This is a genomic window from Ruegeria jejuensis (assembly GCF_041537905.1).
Lineage (GTDB): Bacteria > Pseudomonadota > Alphaproteobacteria > Rhodobacterales > Rhodobacteraceae > Ruegeria_C.
The window spans coordinates 215,569-229,002 of record NZ_JBGRUO010000002.1; the positions used below are offsets into that span (position 1 = coordinate 215,569).

Annotated in this window: 9 protein-coding genes and 5 pseudogenes; 5 read left to right on the forward strand and 9 right to left on the reverse strand. The window is 60.9% G+C overall.

Annotation, left to right across the window (positions count from 1 at the left end):
• Positions 1 to 6: 6 nt before the first annotated feature.
• The gene (locus tag AB1E34_RS03605; protein ID WP_372570971.1) at positions 7 to 936 is read right to left on the reverse strand and encodes an ABC transporter ATP-binding protein; all 930 of its coding nucleotides are present in this window, start codon (positions 934 to 936) and stop codon (positions 7 to 9) included.
• An 89-nt stretch (positions 937 to 1,025) separates the two neighbouring features.
• On the opposite strand from AB1E34_RS03605, the gene AB1E34_RS03610 reads away from it, so the two are divergent.
• From AB1E34_RS03610 to polA, 4 genes are all read left to right on the forward strand, one after another.
• A complete protein-coding gene (locus tag AB1E34_RS03610; protein WP_372570972.1) occupies positions 1,026 to 1,205 on the forward strand; it encodes a zinc-finger domain-containing protein in 180 nt (59 codons plus the stop codon).
• A gap of 19 nt (positions 1,206 to 1,224) precedes the next feature.
• The gene (locus AB1E34_RS03615; RefSeq protein WP_372570973.1) at positions 1,225 to 1,890 is read left to right on the forward strand and encodes a YrbL family protein; all 666 of its coding nucleotides are present in this window, start codon (positions 1,225 to 1,227) and stop codon (positions 1,888 to 1,890) included.
• On the forward strand, positions 1,887 to 2,582 hold the full coding sequence (locus tag AB1E34_RS03620; protein WP_372570974.1) for a TIGR02117 family protein: 696 nt from the start codon (positions 1,887 to 1,889) through the stop codon (positions 2,580 to 2,582). Before AB1E34_RS03615 ends, AB1E34_RS03620 begins: the two co-directional genes overlap by 4 nt.
• A gap of 113 nt (positions 2,583 to 2,695) precedes the next feature.
• Entirely contained in the window at positions 2,696 to 5,494 is a 2,799-nt protein-coding gene (polA, locus tag AB1E34_RS03625) for a DNA polymerase I (RefSeq protein WP_372570975.1), read from the forward strand.
• Positions 5,495 to 5,864: 370 nt separating this feature from the next.
• Here the strand turns inward: polA and AB1E34_RS03630 are convergent.
• The 6 genes and pseudogenes from AB1E34_RS03630 to AB1E34_RS03655 form a co-directional block, all read right to left on the reverse strand.
• Positions 5,865 to 7,106: pseudogene (locus AB1E34_RS03630) on the reverse strand (IS91 family transposase).
• A gap of 40 nt (positions 7,107 to 7,146) precedes the next feature.
• Positions 7,147 to 7,959, reverse strand: a pseudogene (locus AB1E34_RS03635) (tyrosine-type recombinase/integrase).
• Positions 7,960 to 8,234: 275 nt separating this feature from the next.
• The gene (locus AB1E34_RS03640) at positions 8,235 to 8,615 is read right to left on the reverse strand and encodes a hypothetical protein (RefSeq protein ID WP_372570976.1); all 381 of its coding nucleotides are present in this window, start codon (positions 8,613 to 8,615) and stop codon (positions 8,235 to 8,237) included.
• 631 nt (positions 8,616 to 9,246) lie between these two features.
• Positions 9,247 to 10,406 (reverse strand): annotated as a pseudogene (locus AB1E34_RS03645) (IS91 family transposase).
• A gap of 13 nt (positions 10,407 to 10,419) precedes the next feature.
• Positions 10,420 to 10,985: pseudogene (locus AB1E34_RS03650) on the reverse strand (tyrosine-type recombinase/integrase); the annotation flags it as partial.
• Between the two features lie 48 nt (positions 10,986 to 11,033).
• Entirely contained in the window at positions 11,034 to 11,162 is a 129-nt protein-coding gene (locus AB1E34_RS03655; RefSeq protein WP_372570977.1) for a hypothetical protein, read from the reverse strand.
• 131 nt (positions 11,163 to 11,293) lie between these two features.
• Between AB1E34_RS03655 and AB1E34_RS26110 the strand changes: the two are divergent.
• A pseudogene (locus tag AB1E34_RS26110) lies at positions 11,294 to 11,493 on the forward strand (IS110 family transposase); the annotation flags it as partial.
• Positions 11,494 to 11,790: 297 nt separating this feature from the next.
• Here the strand turns inward: AB1E34_RS26110 and AB1E34_RS03660 are convergent.
• Both AB1E34_RS03660 and AB1E34_RS03665 read right to left on the reverse strand, forming a co-directional pair.
• Positions 11,791 to 12,204 carry a hypothetical protein gene (locus AB1E34_RS03660; RefSeq protein ID WP_372570978.1) on the reverse strand — a complete coding sequence of 138 codons (414 nt, stop codon included), beginning with the start codon at positions 12,202 to 12,204 and terminating at the stop codon, positions 11,791 to 11,793.
• A 12-nt stretch (positions 12,205 to 12,216) separates the two neighbouring features.
• Complete coding sequence (locus tag AB1E34_RS03665; protein WP_372570979.1) at positions 12,217 to 13,419, reverse strand: pyridoxal phosphate-dependent aminotransferase; 1,203 nt, start codon at positions 13,417 to 13,419, stop codon at positions 12,217 to 12,219.
• Positions 13,420 to 13,434 lie beyond the last annotated feature (15 nt).

Sequence of the window (13,434 nt, forward strand, 5' to 3'; positions counted from 1 at the left end):
AACAGGTCAGCGGGTGGCGGTCAGGGACAGGAAGACATCCTCAAGATCGGCTTCCTCGGTCTTGACCTCGCGGATCGTGATCCCGGCGTCGCGGACCGCGGCCAGCACCTGCTCGGCGCTGGTGCAGCGGCTGAAATAGCTCAGCACCAATGCGCCATCGTCGCGCTTATGCGCCTCGATCCCATCCGCTCGTGGCATGTCGGACACCGGCCCGTCCGGCACGATCACCATCGAGCGCGCATCGAGGCGACCCAGCAGGTTGGCGGTGCTGTCACGCGCCACCAACTCGCCATGGTTGATGATGGCGATCTCGTCGCACATCGCTTCGGCCTCTTCCAGGTAATGCGTCGTCAGGATGATGGTCATGCCCTGCTGGTTCAGCCTCCGCACATTGGCCCAGAGCATCTGCCGCAGCTCGATATCGACGCCCGCCGTCGGCTCGTCCAGCACCAGTACATGCGGGTGGTGCACCAGCGCCTTGCCCAAAAGAAGCCGCCGCCGCATCCCACCAGAGAGGGTACGGGCATAAGCCTCGGCCTTGTCACTCAGACCAACAAGCTCAAGGATCTCGTCACTGCGCCGCTGCGACTTGGGCACACCGTAGAGCCCCGCCTGCACCTCAAGCGCGCCGCGCGGGGTGAAGAACGGGTCCAGGTTCAGCTCCTGCGGCATCACCCCGATCGAGGCGCGCGACTGCCGCGGGTTGGCGTCCTGATCGAAGCCCCAGATCGTGACCTTGCCGGATGTCTTCAGCACTAATCCGGCCAGAATGTTGATCAGGGTCGATTTCCCGGCCCCGTTCGGACCCAGCAGGCCAAAGACCGACCCGCGCGGCACCTGCAGGTCGATGCCGTTCAGGGCCCGCTTGTCACCCATACCCCCACTGCCCGTGTAGGTCTTGACCAGTCCTTCGATCCGTATGGCGTCCTGCGTCATCTGCCGGTCTTGCCCCTTGCTGGCTCATCGCTCATAAAAGCACCTAATCCAAGCCCGCGGGGCCGACAACACCAGAAGGACTGCCAGCGATGACAATAGACGCGCCGGAAACCAGAACCGTCGAGACCAGCCGCGTTGCCTGCGATGGCGGCGAGGGTGCCCTCGGCCATCCCCGCGTCTGGCTGCAAATCCCCGAAGACATCGGTTGGGTCGAATGCCCCTATTGCGATTGCAGATACATCCTGAAGGGCCACGCCCCGCAAGGCTGACCAAGTTGACGGAGGCCGGATGCTCTTTGCTGCCAAGCTCTTCCATTTGTCCGACCTGGAACCGGTAGCCAGCGGCGGTCATCGCTCGGTCTATGCCTGCCCGGGTGAGCCTGACCTGCTGATCAAGATCAAGCCGATCAAGGAGCACTACGCCAACCACACATGGGCCAAGCGGCTGGCATGGAAGATGTTTCCCGATTCCGTCCACCGCAATACGCTGAAAGAGATCGAGTGCGAGTTGAAAACCGCGCTGAAGATCGGGCCCGAGATTGCCCATACCCCGCTGGCACGCTCGCTTGGGGTGGTGCAAACCGATCTGGGGCCTGGTTCCGTCTTTGAACGCATCACCAGCAAAACCGGAGAGCTTGCGACCCACCTGTCCTCGATCTGCCGCGATGGGCAACTGAGCGCCGAGATGCTGCAGGACCTCAACACGATGGTGGGCAGGCTCTTCCAGCTTCAGGTCGTTGCAAGGGACATTCACGAGGCGAATATCGTCTATGGCCACCGCGGTGAGGTTAGCGGGTTCTTTCTCATCGACGGGTATGGCGAGCGCAACATGGTCCCCCTGCGCAGCATGAGCCGACGTCTGAACGACCGCTCCCTGAACAAACAGATGCGCAATATCGCAACCCGGACCGGGCTGATCTGGGACAAGGCGGCCCGCGCTTTCGTAATGCCATGATCCGCACAACCCGCCGCGGGTGGTGGCATGGGCTGGCGCTTGCCCTGAGCGTTCCGCTGGGCCTCTACCTGATCGGCGCACTGATCGGGGCGATTGTTCCCTTCGGGGTTTCTGGCGCAGCCCCCGGTGGGCAGGATCGCGAAATTGGATTGCTCTCCGGTCCCATCCACTACGATGTTCTCCTGCCGCTTGATGCAGAGACGCGCGCACGGTTTGGCTTTGCCGCCGGGGCAGGTCTGCGCATCAACCACCCCGAGGCGCGCTGGCTGGTGATCGGCTGGGGCGCGCGGGAGTTCTATACGACAACCGGCGGCTATACCGACATCACTACGGGCGCAGTTCTGAAGGGCCTGTTCGGGGACCGCGCGGTGATGCGGCTGGATCTGGCAGGGCCGTTGCCCGCTGATCTGGATATTCAGCGCCTCTCCCTGAGCAACGCGCAATTCGAACTACTGCTTGCGGCTATTTCCGAGAGCTTCGCACGCGATGCCGCCGGAAACCCGGTCTGGCTTGCCGACAAGGGCCTGTCCGGCAGCGATGTTTTCTTTGCCGCACGCGGTCGCTTCAACCTCTTTAACACCTGCAATGTGTGGGTCGGCAACATGCTGCGCGCCGCTGGTCTCGATTTCGGCATCTGGACCCCTCTGCCCGTCTCGGTCCGACTCTCCCATAGGCTTCATATCGCTCCTTAGCGCAGTTCGGCCTCGCGCCGGGGGCGCGCCCCGGGCCTAAGCCGCCAAAAGGCATCTGGCAGCTTTGCCGCGTCCATGCCAAAACAGGGCATCGCGCGAAGCAAGAGGGTCCCATGTCGCAGAGTTTCGGAAAAGGCTGCCATCTCCACCTGATCGACGGCTCGGCCTTCATCTTCCGCGCCTATCACGCACTGCCGCCGCTGACGCGGAAGTCGGACGGGTTGCCGATCGGGGCGGTCGCGGGTTTCTGCAACATGCTGCAGAAATATGTCGAAGATAACGCCGGGCCGGACGCGCCGACACATGTTGCGGTGATCTTCGACAAGGGCTCGCACACATTCCGCAATGACCTCTACGATCTCTACAAGGCCAACCGCGAGGCGATGCCCGAGGATCTACGCCCGCAGATGCCGCTGACCCGTCAGGCGACCCAGGCGTTCAACATCGCCTGCAAGGAGCTCGAAGGGTTCGAGGCTGACGACATCATCGCCACGCTTGCCGTTCAGGCGCGCGATGCGGGTGGCCGTGTGACCATCGTGAGCTCGGATAAGGACCTGATGCAATTGGTGGGCGACGGCGTGGAAATGTTCGACGCCATGAAAAACCGCCGGATCGACCGCGATGGCGTGTTCGAGAAGTTCGGTGTCGGGCCGGAACGGGTGGTCGACGTGCAGGCGCTGGCGGGCGACAGCGTCGACAACGTGCCGGGAGCGCCGGGGATCGGCGTGAAAACAGCAGCCCTGCTGATCAACGAATATGGCGATCTGGAGACGCTGCTGGACCGCGCCGAAGAGATCAGGCAGCCCAAGCGCCGCCAGACCCTGATCGAAAAGCGCGACCAGATCGAGCTGTCGAAAAAACTGGTTCAGCTGGATGAGGCCACGCCGCTGGATTTCACCCTCGACGATCTTGAGGTAAAAGATCCCGAGCCCGAGGCGCTGATGGCGTTTCTGGCCGAGATGGAGTTCCGCACCCTCACCAAACGCATCGCCGATCAACTGGGTGTCGAGGCGCCAACCATCAAGGACGCCCCCGTCAAGCCCGAGGCCGAACCTCAAGAAGACATCGCCTTTGATGCCTCCAATTATGAATGCGTGCGCGACGCGGCTGCCTTGCAGCCCTGGCTCGACCAGATCCGGGAACGCGGCTGGGTCGCAGTGGATACCGAAACCACCGGGCTGAATGAAATGATCGCCGGACTGGTGGGCATTTCGCTCTGTGTGGAGCCGGGCAAAGCCTGTTACATCCCGCTGACCCACCGCGCGAGCGCCACGGATGACCTGTTCGGCTCGGACGATCTGGCCGAAGGGCAGATGCCGCTGGACGAAGCGCTGGCGCTGCTGAAGCCGGTGCTTGAGGACCCATCCATCCTCAAGATCGGACAGAACATGAAATATGACGCCAAGATCTTTGCCCGCTACGGCGTCACCGTCGGCCCGATCGATGACACGATGCTGATGTCCTACGCGATGCATGGTGGCGAGCATGGGCATGGTATGGATACGCTCAGCGAGCGCTATCTCGACCACACGCCGATCCCGATCAAACCGCTGCTGGGCTCGGGCAAATCGGCAATCACCTTCGACAAGGTCCCCATCGAAGACGCCACCGCTTATGCGGCCGAGGATGCGGACATCACCCTGCGCCTCTGGCAGCATTTCAAACCGCAATTGCATCAAGTGCAGGTCACGACCGTCTACGAAACGCTTGAACGCCCGCTGGTCCCGGTGCTGACCGAGATGGAGATGCACGGGATCAAGGTCGACCGCGAGACGCTCAGCCGCATGTCCAACGCCTTTGCCCAGAAGATGGCCGGGCTTGAGGCGGAGATCCACGAATTGGCGGGCGAGACCTTCAATGTCGGCTCACCGGCGCAACTGGGCGAGATCCTGTTCGACAAGATGGCGCTGCCCGGCGGCAAGCGTGGCAAGGCCGGGAAATACTCGACCGGCGCGGATATCCTCGAAGATTTGGCCACCGAACATGAACTGCCGCGCCGGGTGCTGGACTGGCGGCAGTTGAGCAAGCTGAAATCGACCTATACTGACGCGCTGCAGACCCATATCAACCCCGATACGGGCCGGGTGCACACGTCTTATTCGATCACCGGGGCGAACACGGGGCGTCTGGCCTCAACCGATCCCAACCTGCAGAACATCCCCGTGCGCACTGAAGAAGGCCGCCGCATCCGCGAGGCGTTTGTGGCCGAGCCGGGCAATGTGCTGCTCAGCCTCGACTACTCCCAGATCGAACTGCGCATCCTCGCCCATATCGCCGGGATCGACGCGCTGAAACAGGCTTTCGCCGACGGGCTGGACATTCACGCCATGACCGCGTCCGAGATGTTTGACGTGCCGCTGGACGAGATGACGCCGGATATCCGGCGGCAGGCCAAGGCGATCAATTTCGGGGTGATCTACGGCATTTCGGGCTTTGGCCTGGCCCGCAACCTGCGCATTCCCCGCTCAGAGGCGCAGGGGTTCATCGACCGCTATTTCGAACGTTTCCCAGGCATCCGCACCTATATGGATGACACCGTCGCCTTCGCCAAGGAACACGGCTATGTGCAGACGCTCTTTGGCCGCAAGATCCACACCACCGAAATCAACGCCAAGGGCCCGCATGCGGGCTTTGCCAAACGTGCCGCCATCAACGCCCCGATCCAGGGCACGGCAGCCGATGTGATCCGCCGCGCGATGGTGCGGATGCCCGCAGCAATCGCCGGCCTGCCTGCCAGAATGCTGCTTCAGGTGCATGACGAATTGCTGTTTGAAGTGCCCGAAGACGCGGTGGACGCAACCATAGAAGCGGCCCGCGACGTGATGGAGAGCGCCTCCGACCCGGCGGTCAAGCTGGACGTGCGGCTGGTGGTAGACGCGGGGCAAGGGGCAAACTGGGCCGAGGCACACTGACCCTTGGTGTCGAAGGTCAGATAACTAAGCCCAATGTCGGCTCCGATGCAGGTTTTTCGACGCGGGCCATTGCGCGCGTTATGGGCTGGGACTGACTGTGGCCCGTGTTGACCAACCTCTCAGGGAGGAAGCCGCGGGGTCCGGGTGCTATCTATGGGGAAAGAACGCGGTTGGCTGTGTCTTTGACCGTCACGGAAACGCCAGTTCGGGGGTTTAAGTTGGCCGTCTCGGAGTCTCTCCCGAGGATTTGACCCGGTCAGGTGGCCTTTTGCGCTGTTGGTGCGGCCTGTCGGGGTGCTGCGGACAAAGTGGCTTTTCCGGCATTGCTGCTGCAACCGGTTTGGGGTGGACGGGATGGACAGGCTTTCGGTCATGCGGCCTGCCTCCGCGGTGGATCACGAGACCGTGGAAGCTCCCGCGCCGGAAGGTCTCGATGATGCGCTTTTGCCCTCCGCAGTCGGGGCATGGCTCCCGCAATGTCAAAGGGATGACATCGGCGGTGGGTGCATCGTCCTGCGCGGTCGCTTTCTCGCCCAGCAACGTGCGGATCTTCGCGATGTTGGTTTTGCGGGCTGCGCTTGCCAGCAGGCCGTAGTGGCGAATGCGGTGGAAGCCATCCGGAAGTACATGGATCAGGAAGCGGCGGATGAACTCGTGCGTGTGGAGGCGCATGATCTTCATGCGGTCGCCGAATTTGACGCGGTAATCCTTCCAGCGGAACGCCACGGTGTCGGCATCGGCGCTGACCAGGCGGTGGTTGGAGATGGCGATGCGATGCGTGTACCGGCTCAGGTAAGCCAGCACCGCCTCTGGACCACCGAAGAGCGGCTTGGCGTACACGACCCATTCGGTCTTGTGAAGAGGCGCGAGATACTCGGCAAGTGCATCCACATTTGCCAAGCCGCTCAGATCACCAAAGAAGGCAAGCTGCCTGGTGCGATGCAGACGCATCAATCCTTCGAGGAACAGCCGCCGGAAGAGCCGTGGCAGGACCCGGACGGACAGAAAAACCCAGGCTTGCAAGCGAGCCAACTGGAACCACCCGGCGACAGGCCGCCGCCGGGCACGATCATGTGAAAGTGGGGATGATGCGTCATCGCCGATCCCCAGGTGTGCAGCACGCTTGTCATCCCAACCCGTGCACCCAGGCGCCTGGGATCGGCGGCAGTTGTCGCCACCGTCTCAGCTGATGCTTTGAACAGCAGTCCGTAGACTGCGCGCTTGTTCCAATAGGCGATGTGGGCGATCACGGCTGGCAGCGTGAAGACAAGGTGGAAGTACTCTACGGGCAGCAGGTCTTCCTTCCGCGCGGCCATCCAGTCACACGCCGCGTTCGCCAATGTCTCTCGGACCATTGGCGTTCCATCGGCTCACCCTGGCATTTGGGGCAGTGCCGGTTTTTGCAGGAGTTATACGCGATATGCTGATGGTCACACTTGGTGCAAGCGGCCACGCGCCCGCCGAGCGCTTGCGTGCGGCAGGCCTTAATGGAAGACATGACCTTAAGTTGCGCGAGGCTCAGATGCCCTGCATTTGCCCGCCGGAAGGCAGGACCATGATCGCGAATGATGTCAGCAACCTCCAGCGCGTGCTGCGCTGCCCGGCAGTCGATTGCTTTGCAATCGATGAGAGGGGGCACGCCGCCGCGCCCGTCAGGTCATGTCCTGGATATGCTCAAACGGACTGGATACATTGCGCAACGTCTTGGTGGCCACATGGGTGCATCGCGCGGTCGTGGTCAGCTTGGCGTGGCCGAGCAGCACCTGGATCACCCGCACATCCGTATCGGCCTCCAACAGATGCGTGGCAAAGCTACGCCGTAGCGAGTGCAACGTCGCGGGCTTCTTAATCCCCGCCATGGCCTTGGCGGAGTTGAAGGCACGGTTCAGAAAGCGCGACGACAGCGGTTCAACCCGGCTTTGCCCTGGAAACAACCAGCCCTGTGGGCGCGCCTAGCGCCAGTAATCGCGAAGAAGCTCTAACAATGATGGGGACAGCATCTCGTCGCGATCCTTGCTACCTTTGCCGCGTTCGACATGGATCAGCATCCGATCACTGTCGATGTCCCGAACCTTCAGGTTGGTCACTTCAAATGCCCGTAGCCCCGCGCCATACCCGATGCCGAGCGCAGCCCGATACTTGAGACCGGGTCCAGGCGCCGAGGCAAGAACCGCCGAAACTTCCTCAAAGCTCAGCACAATCGGCAGCTTCCGTTGTTCGGTGCGGAACTGCATGTACTTCTTCATCTCCTCCCGGTCGCAGGTCATGCCGAAGAAGAACCGCAGCGCGGTGATCCGGGCGTTATAGACCGATGGCGTAACCTCGGTATCGGTCATATGAAGCTGATAGGCGCGCAACTCATCCGGTGTCGCTGTATCCGGCGCGCACGCCAGAAACGCGGTGAAGTCCTTCAGTGCCCGGATATGCGCTTTCTGCGATGTCTCCGCCATCCCGCGGATACGCATGTCCTCCGCTGCCCGGCAGGGCATTGCAAAGCAATGGCCCGAGAGGGATCATCCGCGCACGCAGCGGGCTCATCTTCTACTGTGTCAAGAGAACCTCCTGTCCAACTGAGAAACCTCAATCGTCAGGCAGGTCCGTTACATCGCAAAACATGACCGCCGCGCGAGCAGTTCACGACACCCGAAACGAGCGCCCTTGTCGCGAGAGCGACTTAGTCCATGAACCCAAAGTGCCGGATGCTGCGGAATGTCTGAATGACTGCTCTCGAAGAGCAGGCTTAGCTCTCGTCAGAACCCGGGAGCGGCTCGCCTATGAACGACCAAACTAATACAGCGACGAGCATACCGATCGCCATGAACACGAGTGTGTTTAGCGCGACCATTAGCCAGCCGTGCGTGGTGAGAATGCCATTAACTTCTGTCACTACAAAACCACCACCGAAACCGGTTCCTCCACTGAAGTTTGTGCTACCGTTTGGGTCAAGTGAAGCCCACCAGCCCTGATAGCGTTCAACAGCAGTCCACAAGAGCGCGAAAAACAGGGCAAATAGCCCACCCCAGAATGCGGCCGAACCCAAAGCTATTTCATGCCGCGTAAGACGATTTAGAATGGGCCCCCAATTACCCAGCAGCATAGAAACGCCTGCAGGACCCTTCATTATCCGAAGGAAAGCAATCCTCTCGAAACTGACCTATATGCTTTTAGCGACATCCAATGCGATTGGTCCGGCGCAAGCAACTGATCATTCACAACATTTGACACTTTGGCTTCACTCCCAACTAACGACAGCGCTGCTACATTTGCGTTGTCGAGCCAGTCTGAGCGTCCGCTTCGGGCGTCGTTACTTTGTTTTGCGGTTCTTACAAAGAATACTGCTTCCAGCCCACGAGGCTTTCGCTAGTTTCGCAGAGCGCGCAAAGCGAACTTCGAGAGCTAGAAATCTAAGGACGGCTTTGTCTAAGATTTTTTGATGCGGGTCAGATGGTTAGGTTGGACTTGTCGGGACGGCCCGCGTTGACAAGTCTGACAAGGTGGAAGCCGCGGGGCGCTAGCGCCGTGCTATGGGGAAAGCACTGGCGTCTGTGCTTGATGTTCGTTTGAGTTTCGTTGTGTTTGCCGAGTTTGGTGGTTCGGCTGCGCGGCTTTTGGCGCGCCATCGGGCACTTCTGTTGGTCTTACGGCTTTGGTTCGGCTCCCGTTGCGACGCGTGGATAGGATTGAGCCAAAGCCTCCCTTTGCCCGGCGCGGCGAGCGTCGGGTCGTAGGACGGGCACAAGATGGGCGGTTCATCAAGCGGCCTGCTTTCTTGGTGGCGCTCGAGTTAGAGGTAACTGCCCGCGCCGGACGGTCTCGACGATGCGCATTTGCTCACCGCAGTCTGGGCATGGCTCGCGCAATGGGGGGGTGGTGGCGCTTCATTCGATGGTTGGTCTGCTTGCGCCGATTTGATGTCCCCGAGCAGTGCGCAGATCTGGGCGATTTTCTCTTTGCGACCAGCACCTGAGAGGAAGCCGTAGTGGCGGATGCGATGGAAACGATCAGGCAGGACGTGCATCACAAAGCGCAGGATGAACTCAAAGGTCGGCAGGTGCATGACCTTCATGCGATCTCCGCGCTTGATCCTGTAATCCTTCCATTGGAACGCCACGGTGCCCGCATCAGCAGTGACGAGCCGATGGTTTGAGATGGCGACGCGGTGGGTGTAGCGGGACAGGTATGCCAGCACGGCCTCTGGCCCGCCGAAGAACCTCAGTTGTCCTGCACGGTGCAAGGCCATCAGGCCTTCAAGAAAGAGCCGTCGGAATAGCCGCACAGCACGCGCACGTGGAGAAAGAACCCGGGCTTGCAGGCGACCCATTGGCGGCCGTCCGGAGACAAGCCACCACCCGGGACGATCATGTGGATGTGCGGATGATGGGTGAGCGCTGATCCCGTCGCGCCAAAGGCGCGCCTCATTGTTAAGGAAACGCACCTCTGGTGCGATGTGTGCAGGACGCTGGACATGCCGATGCGGGCGCCGAGGCGCTTGGGGTCGGCGGCGATGGTCATCATGGTCTCAGCCGACGTTTTGAACAGCAGGCCGTAAACGGCCCGCTTGTTCCACAGAGCTATCCGAGCGATCTCCGCTGGCAATGTGAAGATCACATGGAAGTACTGCGACCGGCAGCAGGTCGTCGGCACGCGCTACCATCCATTCACGCGCTGCCGGTGCCTGACACTTCGGACAATGCCGATTTTTGCATGAGTTGTAGGGAATGTGCTGATGATGGCACTTGGTGCAAGCTGCCACATGTCCGCCGAGCGCTTCCGTGCGACAGACCTCGATTGCCGACATGACCCGCAGTTGGCTCAGGTGCAGATACCCAGCATTGGCCTGCCGATAGGCAGGACCATAGGTACGAAAGATGTCGGCAATCTCCAGCTTCGGTCCACTGCCCGGCAGGCGCATGCACAGCATGCTGCCGAGAGGGGGTTCCCGCCTCAAGCAGATGCGTTGCGAAGCTGTGGCGCAGACTGTGCAGCGTGCTCCGGGGCTTCTTAATCCCGGCAAGATGCTTTGCTGCGCAGAAGGCGCGATGCAATTGGCGCGGTGACAGTGGGTTGATCCGGGGCTTTCCGGGAAAAAGCCAGCCGTCGGGCGGGGCCTCGCGCCAATAGTCGCGCAGGAGTTCCAGCAGCCCTGGCGACAACATCACCTTGCGATCCTTGCCGCCCTTGCCGCGTTCGACATGGATGACCATCCGGTCACTGTCGATATCCGTGACCTTGAGGTTGCAGACCTCCGAAGCTCTGAGCCCAGTGCCATACAAGATGCTGAGCACCGCGCGATACTTCAGACCCGGGCCAGGGGCGACCCTCAACAGCTCGAACACCTCCTCGGCGCTGAACACGACCGGTAGCTTCCGTGGCTCCGTACGGAAGTGCATGCACTCTTTCATCTCCGGTCGCTGGCATGTCGTCTCGAAAAAGAACCGCAGCCCGACCAGTCGCACATTGTATGTCGACGGCGTGATGTTCCGTTCACCATGTGAAGCTGATAGGCGCGCAAATCTTCTGCGGTCGCGGTATCCGGTGATCACCCAAGGAACTCTGCAAAGTATCGAACCGCCCGGATGTGGGCCTTCTGAGAGCTCTCGCACAGCCCTTTGATCCGCATATCTTCGATCATACGCGCGTGCAGCGGCGTTGTCGTCGTGTCCGCCATGGGACCCTCCTGTCTGTTGATTGAGAGACCCCAATCGTCAGACAGACGCGCCCAGTCTCAAAACCCAGACCGTCAGATCATCGCAATACACCAACCAAAAGCGCCCCTGCCGCCACAGCGGCTTCGTCCTTGTCCGACGCCTATTGGTAGCAGGCATGACGGCACGACTGAGGCATATGAAGGATATCCGGACCGCGTAGATCCATGGACAATCGCCCTGTTGGACCGACAGCCTCCAAGGTTAGCAACCGTGGCCATGGCCAACAAAACCGCTCGGATCGTCTGGGCCGTCCTGACGCGAAACGAACGCTACCAACCCCATGCGGCATAAACAGTTACAAGGAACATAAGAGACGCAAGACAATTGAGATGATGGAGCAATATCAGCACGCCATCCAAGACACCCCGTCGAATGTCAGGGACACGAAGTTGTCCGTATTGCGGTTTGGGACTTAGTCAGCGGAAACCATCAGGGCCAGCAGCCGCGTGCCCTGCGCTAACAGGCCAGAAACACGACTGCATCTGACAGAAGTTCAAATCAGCTCAAGAATGTCTTGCTATGCAGGAGACATCCACACAAGACATTGATGACCAAGCCTCATGAACCTGAGTTAGGTTGCTGCTCAGATCATTCCGATCGGCCTTTGCCCATCAGCCGGTCCGCCTTTTTGCGCACCAGGACCGTGCGCAGGTCATGCATGGCGAGCAGCAGGGTGTCGGTCACCTCTTCAAGCTGCGCTGCGCTGGCTTTGGACTGGGCCCATTGCGTGGTCAGGTTCAGGTGGTCAACGGCGCGGTGGATATCGTCGATGTCGCGGCTGGCCAGCAGCCCGGCGCGTGTCGCCATCCAGGTTCGGATTTCCTGCAGGTCCTGCTCGGACAACTGCCGCTGCCCGTGCGGCTTGATCTCGCCATTGCGGATATTGACCACGGCGATCTGGTCCATTTCGATCCGGCGCTGGCGGTTTTCCGTGTCCACGCGGAACACAACGGCGCCGTTTTCGCGGACACGGAAGTAATAGTCGGGCAGTTCGGCGGACATGCCTGCTCCTATCTAGCTGAGCGCGGCACAGAAGCGCTGGATGCGCGTGCAGGCCTCGGTCAGTGCCTCGTCCGAGGTAGCGTAGCTGACGCGAAAGTTTGGCGAAAGACCGAAGGCCGCGCCGAACACCACCGCCACATCCGCTTCTTCCAGCAGGGCCGTGGCAAACGCCTCGTCATTTTTGATCAGCGCTCCGGCAGGCGTTGTCTTGCCGATCAGCCCCGCGATGGAGGGGTAGACATAAAACGCCCCCTCGGGCACCGGGCAGGTGACCCCGTTGATCTGGCTGAGCATCGAGATAACCAGATCGCGGCGGCGTTTGAAGACCTCGTTATTGGGGGCCAGGAAATCCTGCGTGCCATTCAGCGCTTCGACAGCAGCCCATTGGCTGACCGAGCAGGGGTTCGAGGTGCTTTGCGACTGGATCTTGCGCATGGCGGCGATCAACTCGACCGCTCCGGCGGCATACCCGATCCGCCAGCCGGTCATCGCATAGGCCTTCGACACTCCGTTGCAGGTCAGCGTGCGCTCATACAGCCCCGGCTCGACCTGCGCGGGCGTGCAGAATTCGAACCCGTCATAGGCCAGATGCTCATACATATCATCGGTCATGATCCAGACATGGGGATGGCGCATCAGCACATCGGTCAGCGCTTTCAACTCGTCGCGGCTATATCCTGCCCCGGTCGGGTTCGATGGCGAGTTGAAGATGAACCATTTCGTGTTCGGCGTAATCGCCGCCTCAAGCTGTGCGGGCGTCAGTTTGAAGCTGTTTTCCAGCTTGGTCTCGACCACCACGGGCGTGCCGCCCGCCAGCAGGACCATGTCGGGATAGCTGACCCAGTAGGGTGCGGGGATGATCACCTCGTCGCCCGCATTCATCGTGGCCATCAGCGCATTGTACAGCGTCTGCTTGCCGCCGGTGCCCACCGACACCTGCGCCGGGGCATAGTCCAGCCCATTGTCGCGCTTGAGCTTGGCGCAGACCGCCTGCTTCAACTCGGGGATGCCATCGGGCGCTGTGTATTTGGTCTTGCCCGCTGCGATGGCCGCCACGGCGGCGTCTTTGATATTCTGCGGAGTGTCAAAATCCGGCTCGCCCGCGCTCAGGCCAATAACGTCACGTCCGGCGGCCTTCAATTCCGCCGCTTTTGCTGTCATTGCGATGGTTGGAGACGGCTTAACGCGTGACAATGTCGCTGACAGGAAATTCATGGGCCACCTCGGTTT

Coding starts and splice junctions, on each gene's coding strand:
- AB1E34_RS03605 (WP_372570971.1), bottom strand. CDS start 936: ATGACGCAGGACGCCATACGGATCGAAGGACTGGTCAAGACCTACACG.
- AB1E34_RS03610 (WP_372570972.1), top strand. CDS start 1,026: ATGACAATAGACGCGCCGGAAACCAGAACCGTCGAGACCAGCCGCGTT.
- AB1E34_RS03615 (WP_372570973.1), top strand. CDS start 1,225: ATGCTCTTTGCTGCCAAGCTCTTCCATTTGTCCGACCTGGAACCGGTA.
- AB1E34_RS03620 (WP_372570974.1), top strand. CDS start 1,887: ATGATCCGCACAACCCGCCGCGGGTGGTGGCATGGGCTGGCGCTTGCC.
- polA (WP_372570975.1), top strand. CDS start 2,696: ATGTCGCAGAGTTTCGGAAAAGGCTGCCATCTCCACCTGATCGACGGC.
- AB1E34_RS03640 (WP_372570976.1), bottom strand. CDS start 8,615: ATGAAGGGTCCTGCAGGCGTTTCTATGCTGCTGGGTAATTGGGGGCCC.
- AB1E34_RS03655 (WP_372570977.1), bottom strand. CDS start 11,162: ATGGCGGACACGACGACAACGCCGCTGCACGCGCGTATGATCGAAGAT.
- AB1E34_RS03660 (WP_372570978.1), bottom strand. CDS start 12,204: ATGTCCGCCGAACTGCCCGACTATTACTTCCGTGTCCGCGAAAACGGC.
- AB1E34_RS03665 (WP_372570979.1), bottom strand. CDS start 13,419: ATGAATTTCCTGTCAGCGACATTGTCACGCGTTAAGCCGTCTCCAACC.